Genomic DNA, 15,985 nt, shown 5'->3' with positions numbered 1-15,985 from the left:
TCACTAGCGTATAACTTGATGAGCCGTACTTTAAACAAGCTATTTTCGATTCTGTTTCTTTGTTTTTTTATTCTATCCTGTCAATCGAAAAAGGAAAAGCCCGATGTCTCTTCTATTCCGGTGGATATTAAGATTGAACGATTCGATCGAGAGATCGCAGCCCTCAAGCCCAACGAGATTCTGTTGAAGAATACGGCATGGCAGCAGAAATACAATCCCTTTTATGCCGATTATATGCAATATATGCTGAAGATCAGCGATCCCCGAGATTCTATTTATTTACAGGAAGTCTTGAAAGAGGTAATCCAAAAAAAAGATTTCATTGACCTTGCGGCAGCGATTGGAAAGAAATATCCCGACCTAAAGAAACAAGAGGAAGAGCTTACACAGGCCTTTCGCTATATTAAGTATTACTTTCCCCAATATGAAGTACCCCGCATCATTTCTTTTTTTTCGGGCTTTGAAGTCCAGGTCCCGATTGGTGAAAAGTATATTGGCGTAGGACTCGATATGTTTTTAGGAAATGATTCGCCATTTTATCCTGCTCTTATAGGCTCCATCCCCTTATATGTTTCGCGCCGATTTACTGCCGAAAATATCACACCTCGTATCGTTGAAGCCGTTATTCGCGAAGAGCTCCTCCCAGCTCGGGATGCCGACGTCAACACCCTTCAGCAGATGATCTATCACGGTAAGGTATTATACGCTATGGATCAATTGACAGAAGCGCCTGACTCCCTAAAAATTGGCTACACAACAGCACAACTGGCCTGGGCGCAGCAATATCAAAAAGATATATGGCAATGGTTTCTGCAAGAAAACCTGCTCTACAGTACCGATTACCTGCGAACACAGAAATACTTTACCGAGGCACCATTCACACCAGAACTAGGCAGCAATAACGAGTCTGCTCCAAAATTAGGAAGCTATATCGGCTGGCAGATCGTCAGAAAATATATGAGCAAGCATCCCGAAAAAACATTGCTCGATCTATTCAATACCGAAAATGCACAGAAGATATTGGAAGATTCTAAGTTTAAGGGGATCTAGTATTTAGTAGTTAGTAATTAGTATTTATACCTATATCGTAATATCCCGCCAATCCTTGCATCCTTCCTTTCCTGGTTCAGACAAACTTTCTTGCCTAACACCATACTCTAATCTCTGAAATCTAACGTCTAACGTCTATACCAACCCTAGGTCTAAATACTAAGTACTAAATACTTAGTACTAGTATAACCCCTTACTAACCCAATGTAAACCCAATGATAACCCCAATCATAACCGTCTCAGAAGGGGTTTGATATGGGTTTGAATAGAGTAAAGAAAACCTTATGTAGGAAGGAGGTTGGAAGCGGTTAGGATTTAGATTTTTAAGACGATGTTTTCGAGTATGCTGATAGATAGAAAATAAAAAAGGGCTGTCCAATCTGGATAGCCCTTTTTTCCTAATATGTTTGTTTCAATAAATCTTATAAGGACGACTTAAGATCAACAACTTCGATAGTAAATACTAATGGAGAGTCGGCAGGAACCTTTCCTTTCGCTACATTATCATAACACCAAGGTGATGGAGCTACGAATCTGATTTTTTGACCTTTTTGCAATCCTTTCGGAGTTAATCCTGGGAAATAGTCTACACCAGAGATAGTCACTTTATTTGGCCAGAATGCGCGTTCAAATGCTTGAACGTATTGCCCTCTACCTATTATCATTGCTGTTTCGTCTGATTTGTCGAATTCCGTACCATCAAGTAAGTGTCCTTGATATTTTACAGTTGCTGTAACAGGTACGAAAGAGTAACCTGATAAAACATATTTAAACGACTCATCGATAGCTGGTGTGATCACCTCGTACCACATTTGAAGCGAATCGTTATAAACTGGATTTTCGAAGTTTTCTTGTGCCCATTCTGCTATGATTGGTTTTTGTGCTCTCAAAGTAGAATCGATACGTGCTCTTTCTTTTTCATAATCAATACCGGGCGTTGGATCATCATTCTTCATACACGAGCTCACGGAAACAACGGCCATTAAAGCAATAAGTAAAATTTTAAAGTTTTTCATAATATGTTGTAAATATCTGTAACGCTAATGTAAACGTTCGTTATTAAAAATATGCTACAAAAGATTGAAAAAAATTACAGATTCTTTAATAATTCTTTAATACTAAGGTATTTGGAGAATCGTTTTTTTACATTAAAATCGGTATCAAGTAAAATTGTAGTTGGAAATACATACTGTTTAGGATTCCCCAAGATCAACTTAGCAAGGTTATGGTAATTTCCTCTTTTTTTGGTTTTTAATGCATGGGTATACGTTACGCCATCGAACTGTATGCTGTCTACGGTTTCTGCGTCAAATTGTACGCAGTAGTATTCCTTGTTTAGTTTTTGAACGACCTGAGGATCTTGAAAAGTTTCGTTGAGCATCTTCTTGCAATAGCTGCACCAATCGGTGTGAAAGAACAATAGTACAGGCTTTGGATTGGTTTTGAGCGAATCATCCAATTGCTCAAACCTAAGCCAATTGATCTCGGCTTTCGCAGACTCTTGCGCCTGCGAAAGTGAGATCATCATTAATAGTTGTGCTATAATGATTTGTAACAACTTCATTAGTGGAAATGTCCTATTTTAACCCCGAAAGTTATCGTTCGAGGTCTAGATGGTCCGTAGATATATTGGGAGTCGCGCAATGCACCGGTATCAAAATCTTTTTGAAAGGAATTGAAGATATTTTGCATTCCGCCGAAGATTTCCATGTTCAGATCCTTCTTTAACGCGAAGGTGTAACCAAGGCGTAGATTCAGTTCCATAAAGTCCGGCGATTTCTTCAATAAGAATTGATCATCAGCCAAAACATGCGGAACGATCATGCTCCCGGTATATACACCTGTCAAATCTATGCTAAAAGGCGCTACAGGCTTCCAATTGGTATTGATGTATCCATAGGCATTGGGTGTGCGAACAAAGCGTTTAGAGCTTACATTCTCTGCTTCTGTTGCTCCTTCGTATAACAATTGATCTTCTTCGTAGTTGGAACGCTGTATGGTTCCTCCTGCTTGAACGCTGAAGCGCGATGATGGCGCGATATTCAACTCAATATTGGAACCGTATACTTTGGCGCCTGCTCCGTTACGCATCTCTTCGATGATGAGGTTCTGTTCTTCGGAAGTCATTACGGTTGTGAATGGATTCTTAAGGTCGGTGTAAAAGCCTTCTAGCAATAGGCTGGTCTGTACCGAACCGAAGTTTTTCGTGAAGTTCAACGACCCGGTATAGGCATTGGAGTACTCTGTTTTCAGGTTTTCACCAATCAGCACAAATACTTGCTGTCCGCCGATGGACGTGACGTGCATATCCTCATTGAAAGCTTGTGGCGCGCGGAAGCCGCGTGCATATCCGCCACGGAATTGCAGGTAATCGGTGATATCGTATAGCAAGGTGATGCGCGGGCTAAAGGTTCCGAAATCTTCCGCCGAGCTGCGCGTGTAGCCTGCTAGTTTGTACTTGCCATCGACGTGGGTATAATCATAGCGGGCTCCCAACAACGACTTTAGGTTTGGTAGGATATTCCATTCGTATTGGAAATAGCTACCAATGCCATGCGTTTTTTGGTCGATCATTCGCTCGTAGCCCGGGATATTGTCCTCCGTATTATTGCCTGAATATTCCACTCCGGCGGTAATCACGTCTTTTTCGAAGGTATAGGTGTACTGTGCACCAGCAACCATGGCGAAGTCGTCGGTCGTCCCATAAGAATTGGATGCCAGCACAGAATCTTGTGCCGTTCTTCCGCCGCCTAGACCGCCGTAGAAACTCTCTCGGTTAGTTTTTTGCGCCGAAGCGTATAGCGAGAGCTTGTGTTTAAAGTCTCTAGAATATTGGTCGAAGGTCAATCCTCCAATAAAGGAATTAGTACGTAGCTGTTCGGTCACATCGGTAAAATGCGGCGCAAGATCCAAGCGGTCGCCACCGCGACGGAATTCATTCAATACACTTAAATCAACTGTCAGCTTGTTAAACTCCGTAGGTTTAAAGAAGGCTTTCGTGCCGAAAGTCAAGTTCTTTAGTTTGGTCATCTCCGAGAAATCGTCGCCATTGGCATCATAAGCCTGTCTGTTTCTGTGCATCCCATAGAATGTAGCTCCGGCCCGCAGGTCATTGTCTACATAGGAGGTATTGAAGTCGATCGTGTTATCCCATGACTTTCCGTCGATAAGGGAATTGGTCGATTTTAATTGCCAATCATTTTCGACTGGATCTTTGGTGATGATATTGATCGTTCCGGCAATCGCATTGGCACCGAATAGGGCAGAGCCGCCACTACGTACCACCTCAATACGGTCAATCATGCTCGTCGGGATCTGATCTAAGCCATAAACGCTGTTTAACGCGGAGAAAACCGAACGGCTATTGATCAGGATTTGTGAATATGCGCCTTCCATACCGTTCAGGCGAACCTGGGTAAATCCGCAGTTCTGGCAATTATTTTCCACACGCACACCGGGTTGGTAATTGAGTGTCTCGGACATGGCAACGGATTGTGTGGCGTTGAAAAGTTTGGGGCTTAATACATTCACAATAACCGGGGCTTTCTTTCGCTCCATGCCATAGCGCGACGCGCTGACAACCACCTCGTGCAGGTTCAGGTTGTCTTCATGCAATGCCAAGGAATGGAATTTATTGAACTGATCGCCTTGAATTTGTTTTTTCAAAGGTTGATAACCGACAGCGCGAACCGTAAGGTTTGCCTTGTTCATGCCCTTAATTTGTATTTCGAAGTTACCTAGGGTATCTGTGGAAGTTCCGATTTGTGTACCGTCGATCTGAACGGTTGCATTGGCGATAGGATCTTGTCTATCGTTAGTTACTTGTCCCTTAATTTGGGCATAAATAGTTTGCTGTCCCATCCATAAAAAGAAAAGGCACAACATATACTTGTTGTATAATAATGTCATTAGAGTTTTAGCTATAAATCCAACATGAACTAGGCTTATCCGGATAGGGTAAACCATTGGGTATCCACATGTCAATGAATACCATAAAAAAAGATGGGTTATACTAAAAGGGCAGGGGGACCTCTATCGGCGTGCTGATATGCTGAACGAGTTATATGCTGGCTTTCTGTAAAGCCAAATTGTACTTCTGATAGAACAGTTTGTATGGGCGAACTGTAGACAAATGGCATCCATTCGACATAACTACCCTGATAGATGATATCGAGGTATCTTATTTCAGCGTCGGAATGGTGTTGGTGGTGTTTTTTCTCGCCTAGGTTGTAAGGGTGGATGTGGGTGACGATTTCTCCGGTAGAGGTCACCTCTTTGTGCATAAATACTACGCCGCTAACGATAATGCCACACATCCATATCAGAAGGAAGCGAGCGATCGAAGAGCGGTATGTCGTTGATTTGTGCATATTCGTAAAAAGCGAACGGCTATAAATTTACAAATTTATAGCCGTTTTCGCTGATATCGTTATATTAATTTGTTATGGTCGTCGGGGAAGATGGTCGTTGGCTTATGTTTCTTCGCTTCTTCGAAGTCCATCAAGGCATAAGAGATGATGATAACAATATCACCAACCTGCACTAAGCGTGCAGCAGCGCCATTTAAACAGATAATACCCGAGCCACGTTGTCCTGGGATTACATAAGTTTCCAAACGAGCACCATTGTTATTATTTACGATTTGAACCCTTTCGTTCGCGATAATGTTAGCAGCATCCATCAAATCCTCGTCGATGGTGATACTTCCAACATAATTTAATTCAGCCTGAGTGACATGTACCCGGTGAATTTTTGACTTCATTACTTCAATCATCATGATACAAAGTTACGTTTTTCTTTTTTTTTATTTAGGAGCGTTCTTCATTGTTTGCAGCGCGTTTAAAGCGCCTAACAGGCAGTCTTCTGGAAAATTTACAGTAAGATGTTATCGATTAGGCGTACGCCCTCGAGCCATGCCGCGACTAATACAACATATTGCTTCTCCGGATCGAACTGTGAAGCCGATTGCAAGCTGCTGGTTTCACAAATCGCGAGGTATTCCAGTTCAACTTGCGGAGCCGTCGCAATGATTTCCTTTGCCTCATTAATCAATACTTGCGGAGATTTTGATTTATTAGCGTTTTTAATGTGATTTAACGCTTTGAAAAGGATCAAAGCAATATTTCTGCCTTCATCAGATAATAGAGCGTTACGCGAGCTTAACGCAAGTCCTTTTTCATTTCTTACGATCGGACAGATAAGCAGTTTTACAGGCAGCTTCTTAATTTCAATCATTTTTTGGATCACCATTACCTGCTGGAAATCTTTTTGTCCGAAACATGCCTGATGGGGTTCTACCAAAGAAAATAGTTTATACACGACTTGTGTAACACCTTGGAAGTGTCCGGGGCGGTGCTCGCCTTCCCAGATACGGTCGAGGTCGCCTAGGTCGATGTGCCAAGCTGGATCATCTGCGGGGTACATTTCATCCACCGAAGGGAGGAAGAGTATATCGCAATCGGCAGCTTCCAATAGTTCAATATCCTGCTCGATAGGGCGGGGGTATTTTTCTAAATCCTTGGGGTCATTAAACTGCGTTGGGTTAACGAAAATACTACAAACGATGATATCGGTTTGTGGTTTAGCATAGTCGATCAGGGAGATGTGGCCTTGGTGCAAAGCGCCCATAGTCGGGACCAGTGTTATGGTCTTGTTTTGCGCTTTCAATCCTGCTAGAGCTTCTTTAAGCTCGTTTTTTGTGCGGAATATTTTCACTTCTGTTTTTTAAAATAAGGTACAAAAGTGAGGAATAATGTTTGAATTATAAAATGATGATTTTTAAGGAATTGTAAAATTCATTTATTATTAGTACCTTTGTAGACCGATTTTACTATTCAATATTAAAAAAAACTTTGGAGATGGCAAAAACGAAAATCTTGTTTATAACCCATGAAATGTCGCCTTTCCTTGAATTAAGTAAAATTTCTGAAATTACACGCCAGTTACCACATGCGATGCAAGAAAAAGGATTCGAAATTCGGATTCTGATGCCTCGTTTTGGTAATATTAATGAGCGCAGAAATCGTCTTCATGAAGTGATAAGGTTGTCGGGAATGAACATTGTGGTGGACAATAATGATAATCCGCTAATTATTAAAGTAGCATCATTGCCTGCGGCAAGGATGCAGGTGTATTTCTTAGATAATGAGGAATATTTCCAGCGGAAGAAGGTCTTTCGTGATGAGAGTGGGAAGTTCTTTGATGACAACAACGAGCGTTCTCTGTTCTTCTGTAAAGGAGCATTGGAAACGGTTAAGAAATTAGGCTGGTCTCCGGATGTAGTACATTGCCACGGTTGGTTTACAGCTATGGTTCCTGCTTACTTAAAGACTGCCTACAAAGATGATCCTACCTTTAAAGATGCTAAAGTATTCTATTCCTTATACGAGGAAGACTTTGCAAACGCATCCTTAGGTACGAAGTATGCGGAATTAGCATCTCAGGTTGATATCGACGCCGCTGATCTTGCTGCTTATGGATCTGGAAGTTTTGTAGATTTAACAAAAGGCGCCTTGTCATTTACAGACGTGGTGGTTAAATCTGATGAGAACATCGACCCAGAAATTATGTCTTATATCAAAGACAACAACATCCGCGTATTCGCTCCTGCGTCTGATGACGATTATGAAGCGTTCGGAGATTTGTATGATGAATTTGTAAACGAAGAAGTATCTGCATAGATTTTACTTCAGATTCACATAAAGAAAAGGGCTTTGAAATATTTCAAAGCCCTTTTCTTTATATCTAATTATGGAGTCGATTAGCGACGGGTATTGGACGCTGGTCCATACACATTTCCAACCATCGTCATGGCACAACGGAATCCAATCATGGCACTAGACTGATCTTGCTGAGCGAAGCGACGTGTTGCCGGGTTCAACCAGTAAGCTCTATCGTTCCATGATCCTCCTTTATATACGCGCGATTTATCATTCACCAACGTAGCTTTTCCGAATAATGCTTTTTGTTCTTCATCTAAATAGCCACGAACATCATGATCGTATGCTGGCGCTGCTCCCATGTTGATAGAGTCTATCGTCTTTGCTTGCTGCAGTTCCTCCCAAGTTTGTTTGCGGGCTGCTTTTGCAGGAACTTTAATAGGTCTTCCATACTGGTCTTTAGCTAGCGTACGCGTCTGTGCGTCTTCATATTGATTATCCATGAACACATGTCCACGATAAGGATTGAAATCTTCAAAGTCTTCAAAAGATAACTGACGGTAAACATCACTTACCCATTCATTCACATTTCCCGCCATATTATACAAACCAAAGTCATTTGGCATATAAGCGCGTACGGGTACCGTAATATCGCCGCCATCATTCAAGTTGCCGGCTACACCCATATTATTACCGGATGTAATTTTGAAGTTTGCTAACATCTTACCTTGCGATTTACGCTGTGCGGAACGCACGCCTAAACCATCCCAAGGATAGGTACGAGCAGTTTGGATATTGCCTTGGAAAGAGTTTCCAATTAAGCCAAGGGCTGCGTATTCCCATTCTGCTTCTGTTGGTAAACGGTACGGTTGTTTCAATATCCCATCTTCCATACGTACAGGGCGACGAGCGTCTTTGGCAGCACCGATGCTGTTATCTTTCGGCATGTTTTTGCCATCCACGTTTGCTCCGCGGATTTGTCCGTTCAAATAAAGTTCGGTGTTGAATCCTGTTTCAGGCTTTGTTTGTTGGCTACTCATCGTTTTATAGTCCATCAGGACTCCCGACTCGCGAAGGATATTTTCATTTACGCGATCTGTACGCCATTGACAATAAGCATTGGCTTGCTCCCAACTTACCCCAACAACAGGGTAGTCTTGAAACGAAGGATGTCTGAGGTATAAATTAACGTAAGGTTCATTATAGGATAGGGGATGGCGCCACACTAATGAATCAGGAAGTGCGTCGTAATACATCTTTCCGTCCTCAGGATAGCTTTGCGCAATCCATTGAAGGTATTCTAACCAGTCTGCATTCGAGACCTCTGTTTCGTCTATATAGAACGATGCTACAGTCACACGACGTTTGGCATTGTCATAGTCATAGCCCAGATCTTCATTGAGGCTACCTCCCATCACGAAAGTTCCGCCTTCAATGCCGACAAGGCCTGGACCTGGTGCCTCTTTCACTTTACGATTGATCTGCAGACCGCCGTTGTACGGATCGTTGTACTTCACGCCCGTTTTCGACGAATAATTACTGTTGTGGCTTTTACTACACGAGCTAAATATTAATAAACCGAAGGCTAGGCAGAGTGTTGGAATTAATATTTTTTTCGAATACATCATAAATAATGAGGATTTTAAATCCAAAAGTAGTAAATATATATTATAGGAAAATGAGTTTCCTGCACAGTAAGCTGTGATTTTTAATGATTTGTAGTAAAATGTTGGAATAATAGCTTGAAATAGCGGATTTGCTTCCACTTTTTTTACATAAGATATTGCTGTATCTTCGTAACAATATGAAAATAAAAGTAGGATTTGGATTTGATGTGCATCAAATGCGTGAAGGGCATCCCTTTGTTGTTGGAGGCGTCAAACTGGAGCACCATGCCGGTGCGTTCGGACATTCTGATGCGGATGTATTGGCGCATGCGATTTGTGATGCCATTCTCGGCGCTGCTAACTTGGAAGATATCGGCTATCATTTTCCCAATACAGATGACCGTTGGAAAGGCGCGAATAGTTTAGACCTATTGAAGCACTGCGTAGCTTTAATTAAAGAGAAGGGATATGAACTTGGAAACATCGATGGGATGCTTTGTTTGGAAGCGCCAAAGATTAAGCCATATATTCCACAAATGAAAATCAATATCGCCGAGGCGGCAGGGATATCTGTAGAGGATGTTTCGATAAAGGCGACAACGAACGAAACGATGGGTTTTATCGGTCGTGAGGAGGGTGTTGTTGCTTATGCAGTTTGTTTAATACAGAAAGCAGATTAATCTTTCGGTCGTTTTCTAAAATATTGTAAGGCAGTCAGACAGGCGATTAAGCCTAATAAACTAGCGAGATAAAATGGAGCACTAGGCATATACAGCGTGGTGCTCTTTTTCGTAAAGAACGAAAATAGGCTGGTCATCATCAATGGGCCGATGATAGCGGTCAAACTGATAATGCAGGTCAATCCCCCTTGTATCTGCCCCTGCTCGTTTGCTGGCGTTTGATTAGAGATCGAACTCTGTATCGCCGGGCCGGCGATGCCGGAGAACACGTAGAAAATACTGGAGATATAGAGCATGGCAGTTGAACCTGCTAGGCCCATCATCAGGAAGGAGATACAGCTCAGTAAAAGTCCAAAGATGATGCTTTTCGGTATTCCTATTTTAGGGATGATGATTCGTATTAAGCCGGCTTGCACGATAGTTAATAAGACCCCGATAAATCCGAGTGAATAACCAATCATCCGTTCATTCCAATCGAATCGCTCCATGGTATAGTAGGACCAGGTGCTTTGAACAGCATGGGCAGCAATATTGATCAGGAAGATACAAAGGACGAGTGGCTGAATATGCACATAACGACCAATATGTCGGAAGCTCCCGATGGGGTTAGCATTTTTCCAGCTAAAGGGCCGTCTGTTTTCGGGTTTCAACGACTCTGGAACAATGAAATAACCGTAAAGAAAATTGAAGAATGTTAAGCCTGCGGCAGCGAAGAACGGCACTCTTGGTCCATAATGACCAAGTAAACCGCCTAATACAGGGCCGATTATAAATCCTAATCCAAACGCTGCACCTAATAAACCAAAGTTTTGCGCTTTGTTCTGTGGCGTGCTGACATCCGCGATATAAGCTGCTGCGACGGTATGGCTAGCTCCCGTGATACCGGCAACAATACGACCTACAAACAGCCAAAATATGCTCGGTGCAAATCCAATCAGGATGTAATTTATGGCGAAGCCAAATAACGAACATAACAGTACCGGTCTTCGTCCATATCGATCGCTTAAATTGCCTAGTACTGCCGCAAAGAAAAACTGCATAAAGGCATAGCAGAATGTAAGCCATCCGCCATAGGAGGAGGCTTGGCTGATATCTCCATGAATTAGCTCTTTGATCAAGGCGGGCATCACCGGGATGATTATACCCAGACCTATTGAGTCTAATACCACAGTGAGAAAGATGAAAAATAGCCCAGATTTAGTGTTGATTTTCGCCAGCATACTATTGCGAAGGTAGGTATTTGAAAACGATTATCGCAAATAGATAAAACATTATTACCGCGGAAAATAAACTCATTCCGAATGTAGAAATGATTTTACAATTCGGCAGAAACAGCGTTTTATCCATTGTTTAAACACATTGTCCAGAAAAATATTTCTTCATTTTTCGTATATTCCGTTTGGTCCAGAAAAATATGGTACTTTTGTACCTGTAATCTAACAATTGGCACACTTACTGATGTTATAGAAAATCGAAACTATCACACAGTGAGTGAGGCTTTCGTGGTTTCATTAATTAACAAATGAAGAGAGAAGCAAAAAGTAGTAATCTTACCGAAGAAGACGTAAAAAGGTATACGCGTAATTTCTGGAAAATCTTAATTGGACTGGTGTTGCTAGGCGCACTATTTCTACTCAGTGTCCGCATCGGTATTTTCGGAAAATTACCAACCTTCAAAGACTTAGAAAATCCCAAAAGTAATTTAGCATCTGAAATTATTACCGACGATAACCGCGTATTAGGTACCTATTACGTGCATAATCGTTCTAATGTAAAATATTCTGAATTATCTCCATTCCTAGTGCAGGCCTTGGTTTCCACGGAAGACAAGCGTTTCTATGAGCACTCGGGTATCGATTATTCTCGTACGCTATCGACGGTTTTATTGACCTTAAGTGGAAATAAGCAAGGCGGTAGTACAATTACCCAGCAATTAGCATTAAATCTATTTGGTGAGCAAAGAGCACGTAGTTCCGTGAAACGGATCATGCAGAAGTTCCAGGAATGGATTACCGCAGTTCGTTTAGAGCGTAATTATACCAAAGAAGAGATCATTATGATGTACTTCAATACGGTAGACTTTGGCGCCTATAATACCTTCGGTATTAAGTCGGCCGCTAGAACTTACTTCAATACGACTCCTGATAAGTTAACTGCCGAGCAGGCAGCATTGTTAGTTGGGATGTTGAAAGGTCCGGGGCAGTATTCACCGGTTAGACAAGCTGAACGTGCATTGCAACGCCGTAATTTGGTGTTGTCGAATATGCGTAATCAGAATTTTATCACTGCGGAGGATTATGCAAAAGCGTCAGAGAAACCTTTAGGTTTGAAACTAACGATTTCAAACTATGGTGAGGGTTTAGCTCCCTATTTCCGTGCGGTGTTAAAAGAAGAGATTAAAAAAGAATTTCAGCGTCTAGCGATCACAAAACCCGATGGCACACCCTATGATTTAGATCGTGATGGATTGAAAATCTACACGCCGATCAACTATAAGATGCAACAGCATGCTGAAGACGCTCAGAAAGAGTGGATGACGCGCTTGCAGCGTGAGTTTGATAAACAATGGAAGCGTCGTAATGCATTTACCGGTAAGAACGCAAATCTTTTAGAAAAAGGAATGAAGCGTTCAGATCGTTATATCGCGTTGAAGGCAGAAGGTTTGTCGGATGCGCAGATCCGTAAGGAGTTTGATAAGAAAGTTCAGATGAATCTATTCACTTGGAAAGGTAATATCGATACCACGATGACGCCAATGGATTCTATCAAATATACAAAGCTATTCTTGCGCAATGCGATGATGGCGATGGAGCCAAAGACCGGCTATATCAAAGCTTGGGTCGGTGGTATTAACTTCGAACATTTTAAATATGATCAGGTGCGCTTAGGTACTCGTCAGGTAGGTTCGACGGCGAAGCCTTTCGTTTATGCGTATGCGATTGATAACGGTTATGGACCATGTGTATCTATTCCTAACCATTCTAGAACTTACGGTAACTGGACACCTCGCGGAACACAGCAGGGTGGTGACCCTATTACCTTGAAAAATGCCATCAAATACTCGCAGAACTATGCTTCAGCCTATCTAATCAATGAAGTTGGTGCAGCCAACGTCGCTGATCTAACGAAGCGTATGGGTGTTAATTCAAATATTCCGAATGAGCTTTCTATCGCTTTAGGTTCTTACGATGCATCATTATATGACATGGTTGGGGCTTATTCCGCATTTGTTAATCAAGGAACTTGGGTAGAACCTACCATGATTTTACGAGTAGAGGATAAGAACGGTGCTCCAATTTATGAGAAAGCACCAAAAGTATTGAAAGCCTTGAACAGCGAAACAGCATACGCTATGGTGGATATGTTGAAGGGTGTTGTTGATGGCGGTACGGGTAACCGATTGAGATGGGATCCAAACTTCGGCGGACTGAAAAACCCAATTGGCGGTAAGACCGGTACGACGAATGATAACTCCGATGCTTGGTTTATTGGTGTTACACCGGATCTGGTTGCGGGAGTATGGACAGGTGCTGAGGATAGAGGCATTAGCTTTAGCAGTATGCAATATGGACAAGGTGCCGCTGCGGCGATGCCGGTATTCGGATTGTTTATGAAACGGGTCTATGCCGACAAGGATCTACACTATACCCAAGAAGACTTTCCAATGCCTCCAGGAGGAATAACGCGCTTTGAGATGAACTGTTCAAACTTCTCTCAATTTTATGGAAATGATCCAGGTAGAACGGAAACTCCGTTGACAGAAGATGATCGACTAGGATTCTAGTCGTAGAACGATATCAATTTTTTACCAGACTGAAAATTTACGTAAATTGAAGTCTGGTTTTTTTATGCAATGATGGAATTTGATTACAGGAAAGAATTGACCAAGATACCCCATAGACCGGGGGTTTACCAATACTTTGATAAAGAGGGAACTTTAATCTATGTCGGAAAGGCAAAAGATCTGAAGAATAGAGTGGGCTCTTATTTTGTCAATTCTGATCAGCTGAACAGCAAGACTCGTGTGCTGGTTCGGAAAATCAATCGCATTGCTTTTACCATTGTAGACACGGAGATCGATGCCTGGCTTTTGGAAAATAGCCTGATCAAAAAGCATCAGCCTCGATATAATGTCATGCTGAAAGATGATAAGACCTATCCTTGGATTGTCATCAAACACGAACGCTTCCCTCGCATCTTTTGGACCCGCAGATATATCAAAGACGGGTCACGATATTTCGGTCCCTACGCTTCTGTAGGGATGATGCACATCGTTCTGGATATGATCCGTGAACTCTTCCCTTTACGCACCTGTAACCTGAGTCTTAGCCAGGAGAATATCGCGAAAGGGAAATTTAAGGTATGTCTGGAATATCAGATTGGTAATTGCAAAGGACCCTGTGAGGGCTATCAAAGCGAGGAAGATTACAACCAGAACCTCAGTGATATCAAGGATATTTTGAATGGCAAGATCACTGTGGTGACCAACCGTTTGAAAGAACAGATGCAGGAAGCAGCAGGGCGGATGGATTTTGAAGGCGCGCAGAAGTTTAAGATGAAGCTAGACAAACTTGCCAACTACCAAAGCAAGTCTACCGTTGTAAGTTCCTCGATTACGAATGTGGATGTATTCAGTATTGCCTCGGAGGATAACTATGCCTTTGTCAACTTCTTGAAGGTGGTGAATGGTGTTATTATTCAAACGCAGACGCTGGAAATGAAAAAGCGCCTCGATGAGTCCGATGCTGAGCTATTGGCGATTGCTATCCCCGAAATAAGATCTCGCTTTAGAAGCCATTCTAAGGAGATTATTGTGCCGTTCGAGTTGGACATCGAGGGGAATGAGGATAATCGATTTGTAGTGCCTAAAATGGGCGAGAAGCGAAAGCTACTCGACCTATCGCTCAAGAACGTGGCTTACTTTAAAAAGGAGCGCTTGTTGCAATACGAGAAGCTCAACCCAGAGGTAAAGACAGAACGTGTTTTAAAACAGATGCAGAAAGACCTGCGCCTTCCGGTACTCCCTCGTCATATCGAATGTTTCGATAACTCCAATATTCAAGGTAATTATCCCGTATCGGCGATCGTTGTATTTAAAGATGCTAAACCTTCGAAGAAAGACTATAGGCATTTCAATGTCAAGACAGTGGAAGGCCCCAATGACTTTGCGACGATGGAAGAAGCAGTTTTTAGAAGATACAGAAGACTGTTGGACGAAGACCAAACTTTACCTCAATTAATCGTTATTGATGGTGGAAAGGGACAATTGGGAGCTGCCTTGAAGAGTCTTAGATTGTTGGGAATTGAGAAGCAAGTCACCGTCATTGGTATTGCAAAACGCTTGGAAGAACTGTTTTACCCTGGCGACCAATATCCACTCTACTTAGATAAAAAATCAGAAACCTTAAAGATTATACAGCATTTGCGTGATGAAGCGCATCGCTTCGGTATTACCTTCCACCGTAATCAGCGTAGTCGGAAAACCTTTGTATCCGAACTGGACAATATACCGGGAATAGGGAAGGTGACGGTAGAGAAATTGTTGAAGACCTTCAAATCTGTTAAAAAGGTGAGGGAAGCCTCGGATGAGGATCTAAAAAAAGTGCTCAACCTGAAACAGGTACAAGCACTTCGACAGTATTTTGCAGTAGAAAAGGACTAAAGCAATCCTAATTCTAGTTTCGCTTCTTCGGTCATCATATCTTTTGTCCAAGGTGGATCAAAAGTAAGCTCTACTAGCGCTTCTTCGATGCCATCAATGGCAGCCACCTTTTGTTGCACTTCATTCATGATTTCTCCGGCAACCGGACATCCCGGTGCTGTTAAAGTCATAACAATCTTCGCTTGCTTATTTTCTTTTGTGATGATTTCATAGACTAAACCTAAGTCCAGAATATTTGCAGGCTTCAATTCCGGGTCGTAGACCGTTGCTAAAGCATCTTGTATTTGTGGGGCTAAGCCTAGCCTGTCCATGATAATAATGTTCATC

The 15,985-nt window shown here is 42.2% G+C and carries 14 protein-coding genes; 5 read left to right on the top strand and 9 right to left on the bottom strand.

Going from position 1 to position 15,985, the window contains the following annotated elements:
* Positions 1–18 precede the first annotated feature (18 nt).
* A complete protein-coding gene (locus QYC40_RS14685; protein WP_301990867.1) occupies positions 19–1,050 on the top strand; it encodes a gliding motility lipoprotein GldB in 1,032 nt (343 codons plus the stop codon).
* A 422-nt stretch (positions 1,051–1,472) separates the two neighbouring features.
* On the opposite strand, the gene QYC40_RS14680 is transcribed toward QYC40_RS14685, so the two are convergent.
* From QYC40_RS14680 to panC, 6 genes are all read right to left on the bottom strand, one after another.
* Positions 1,473–2,066, bottom strand: a complete 594-nt coding sequence (locus QYC40_RS14680; RefSeq protein WP_301990866.1) for an FKBP-type peptidyl-prolyl cis-trans isomerase — start codon at positions 2,064–2,066, stop codon at positions 1,473–1,475.
* A gap of 74 nt (positions 2,067–2,140) precedes the next feature.
* Positions 2,141–2,614 (bottom strand): thioredoxin family protein, encoded by a 474-nt coding sequence (locus tag QYC40_RS14675; protein ID WP_301990865.1) that lies wholly within the window; start codon positions 2,612–2,614, stop codon positions 2,141–2,143.
* Entirely contained in the window at positions 2,614–4,959 is a 2,346-nt protein-coding gene (locus QYC40_RS14670) for a TonB-dependent receptor (RefSeq protein WP_301990864.1), read from the bottom strand. Before QYC40_RS14670 ends, QYC40_RS14675 begins: the two co-directional genes overlap by 1 nt.
* Positions 4,960–5,057: 98 nt before the next feature.
* Positions 5,058–5,420 carry a hypothetical protein gene (locus QYC40_RS14665; protein WP_301990863.1) on the bottom strand — a complete coding sequence of 121 codons (363 nt, stop codon included), beginning with the start codon at positions 5,418–5,420 and terminating at the stop codon, positions 5,058–5,060.
* A gap of 59 nt (positions 5,421–5,479) precedes the next feature.
* Positions 5,480–5,827 (bottom strand): aspartate 1-decarboxylase, encoded by a 348-nt coding sequence (panD, locus tag QYC40_RS14660; protein WP_149524969.1) that lies wholly within the window; start codon positions 5,825–5,827, stop codon positions 5,480–5,482.
* A gap of 95 nt (positions 5,828–5,922) precedes the next feature.
* A complete protein-coding gene (panC, locus tag QYC40_RS14655) occupies positions 5,923–6,765 on the bottom strand; it encodes a pantoate--beta-alanine ligase (RefSeq protein WP_301990862.1) in 843 nt (280 codons plus the stop codon).
* A 143-nt stretch (positions 6,766–6,908) separates the two neighbouring features.
* On the opposite strand from panC, the gene QYC40_RS14650 reads away from it, so the two are divergent.
* On the top strand, positions 6,909–7,730 hold the full coding sequence (locus QYC40_RS14650; protein ID WP_301990861.1) for a glycogen/starch synthase: 822 nt from the start codon (positions 6,909–6,911) through the stop codon (positions 7,728–7,730).
* Between the two features lie 80 nt (positions 7,731–7,810).
* Here the strand turns inward: QYC40_RS14650 and QYC40_RS14645 are convergent, their stop codons facing one another.
* Positions 7,811–9,337 (bottom strand): SUMF1/EgtB/PvdO family nonheme iron enzyme, encoded by a 1,527-nt coding sequence (locus QYC40_RS14645; RefSeq protein WP_301990860.1) that lies wholly within the window; start codon positions 9,335–9,337, stop codon positions 7,811–7,813.
* 176 nt (positions 9,338–9,513) lie between these two features.
* Here QYC40_RS14645 and ispF point away from each other — a divergent pair, with 176 nt between their 5' ends.
* Positions 9,514–9,996: a 2-C-methyl-D-erythritol 2,4-cyclodiphosphate synthase gene (gene ispF / locus QYC40_RS14640; protein WP_301990859.1), complete on the top strand. Its 483-nt coding sequence runs from the start codon at positions 9,514–9,516 to the stop codon at positions 9,994–9,996.
* On the opposite strand, the gene QYC40_RS14635 is transcribed toward ispF, so the two are convergent.
* Positions 9,993–11,216, bottom strand: a complete 1,224-nt coding sequence (locus QYC40_RS14635) for a TCR/Tet family MFS transporter (RefSeq protein ID WP_301990858.1) — start codon at positions 11,214–11,216, stop codon at positions 9,993–9,995. The two genes, ispF and QYC40_RS14635, sit on opposite strands and share 4 nt — an antisense overlap.
* Positions 11,217–11,518: 302 nt before the next feature.
* On the opposite strand from QYC40_RS14635, the gene QYC40_RS14630 reads away from it, so the two are divergent.
* The gene (locus tag QYC40_RS14630) at positions 11,519–13,780 is read left to right on the top strand and encodes a transglycosylase domain-containing protein (protein ID WP_301990857.1); all 2,262 of its coding nucleotides are present in this window, start codon (positions 11,519–11,521) and stop codon (positions 13,778–13,780) included.
* A 69-nt stretch (positions 13,781–13,849) separates the two neighbouring features.
* Positions 13,850–15,658, top strand: coding sequence for an excinuclease ABC subunit UvrC (uvrC, locus tag QYC40_RS14625; RefSeq protein ID WP_301990856.1), 1,809 nt, complete (start codon positions 13,850–13,852; stop codon positions 15,656–15,658).
* Here the strand turns inward: uvrC and QYC40_RS14620 are convergent.
* On the bottom strand, positions 15,655–15,984 hold the full coding sequence (locus QYC40_RS14620; RefSeq protein WP_301990855.1) for an iron-sulfur cluster assembly protein: 330 nt from the start codon (positions 15,982–15,984) through the stop codon (positions 15,655–15,657). The two genes, uvrC and QYC40_RS14620, sit on opposite strands and share 4 nt — an antisense overlap.
* Between the last annotated feature and the right edge of the window lies 1 nt (position 15,985).

Source organism: Sphingobacterium sp. BN32 (assembly GCF_030503615.1).
Classification (GTDB): Bacteria; Bacteroidota; Bacteroidia; order Sphingobacteriales; family Sphingobacteriaceae; genus Sphingobacterium.
This window is presented reverse-complemented; position numbering and strand designations above follow the sequence as displayed.

Coding starts and splice junctions, on each gene's coding strand:
- QYC40_RS14685 (WP_301990867.1), top strand. CDS start 19: ATGAGCCGTACTTTAAACAAGCTATTTTCGATTCTGTTTCTTTGTTTT.
- QYC40_RS14680 (WP_301990866.1), bottom strand. CDS start 2,066: ATGAAAAACTTTAAAATTTTACTTATTGCTTTAATGGCCGTTGTTTCC.
- QYC40_RS14675 (WP_301990865.1), bottom strand. CDS start 2,614: ATGAAGTTGTTACAAATCATTATAGCACAACTATTAATGATGATCTCA.
- QYC40_RS14670 (WP_301990864.1), bottom strand. CDS start 4,959: ATGACATTATTATACAACAAGTATATGTTGTGCCTTTTCTTTTTATGG.
- QYC40_RS14665 (WP_301990863.1), bottom strand. CDS start 5,420: ATGCACAAATCAACGACATACCGCTCTTCGATCGCTCGCTTCCTTCTG.
- panD (WP_149524969.1), bottom strand. CDS start 5,827: ATGATGATTGAAGTAATGAAGTCAAAAATTCACCGGGTACATGTCACT.
- QYC40_RS14650 (WP_301990861.1), top strand. CDS start 6,909: ATGGCAAAAACGAAAATCTTGTTTATAACCCATGAAATGTCGCCTTTC.
- QYC40_RS14645 (WP_301990860.1), bottom strand. CDS start 9,337: ATGATGTATTCGAAAAAAATATTAATTCCAACACTCTGCCTAGCCTTC.
- ispF (WP_301990859.1), top strand. CDS start 9,514: ATGAAAATAAAAGTAGGATTTGGATTTGATGTGCATCAAATGCGTGAA.
- QYC40_RS14635 (WP_301990858.1), bottom strand. CDS start 11,216: ATGCTGGCGAAAATCAACACTAAATCTGGGCTATTTTTCATCTTTCTC.
- QYC40_RS14630 (WP_301990857.1), top strand. CDS start 11,519: ATGAAGAGAGAAGCAAAAAGTAGTAATCTTACCGAAGAAGACGTAAAA.
- uvrC (WP_301990856.1), top strand. CDS start 13,850: ATGATGGAATTTGATTACAGGAAAGAATTGACCAAGATACCCCATAGA.
- QYC40_RS14620 (WP_301990855.1), bottom strand. CDS start 15,984: ATGAACATTATTATCATGGACAGGCTAGGCTTAGCCCCACAAATACAA.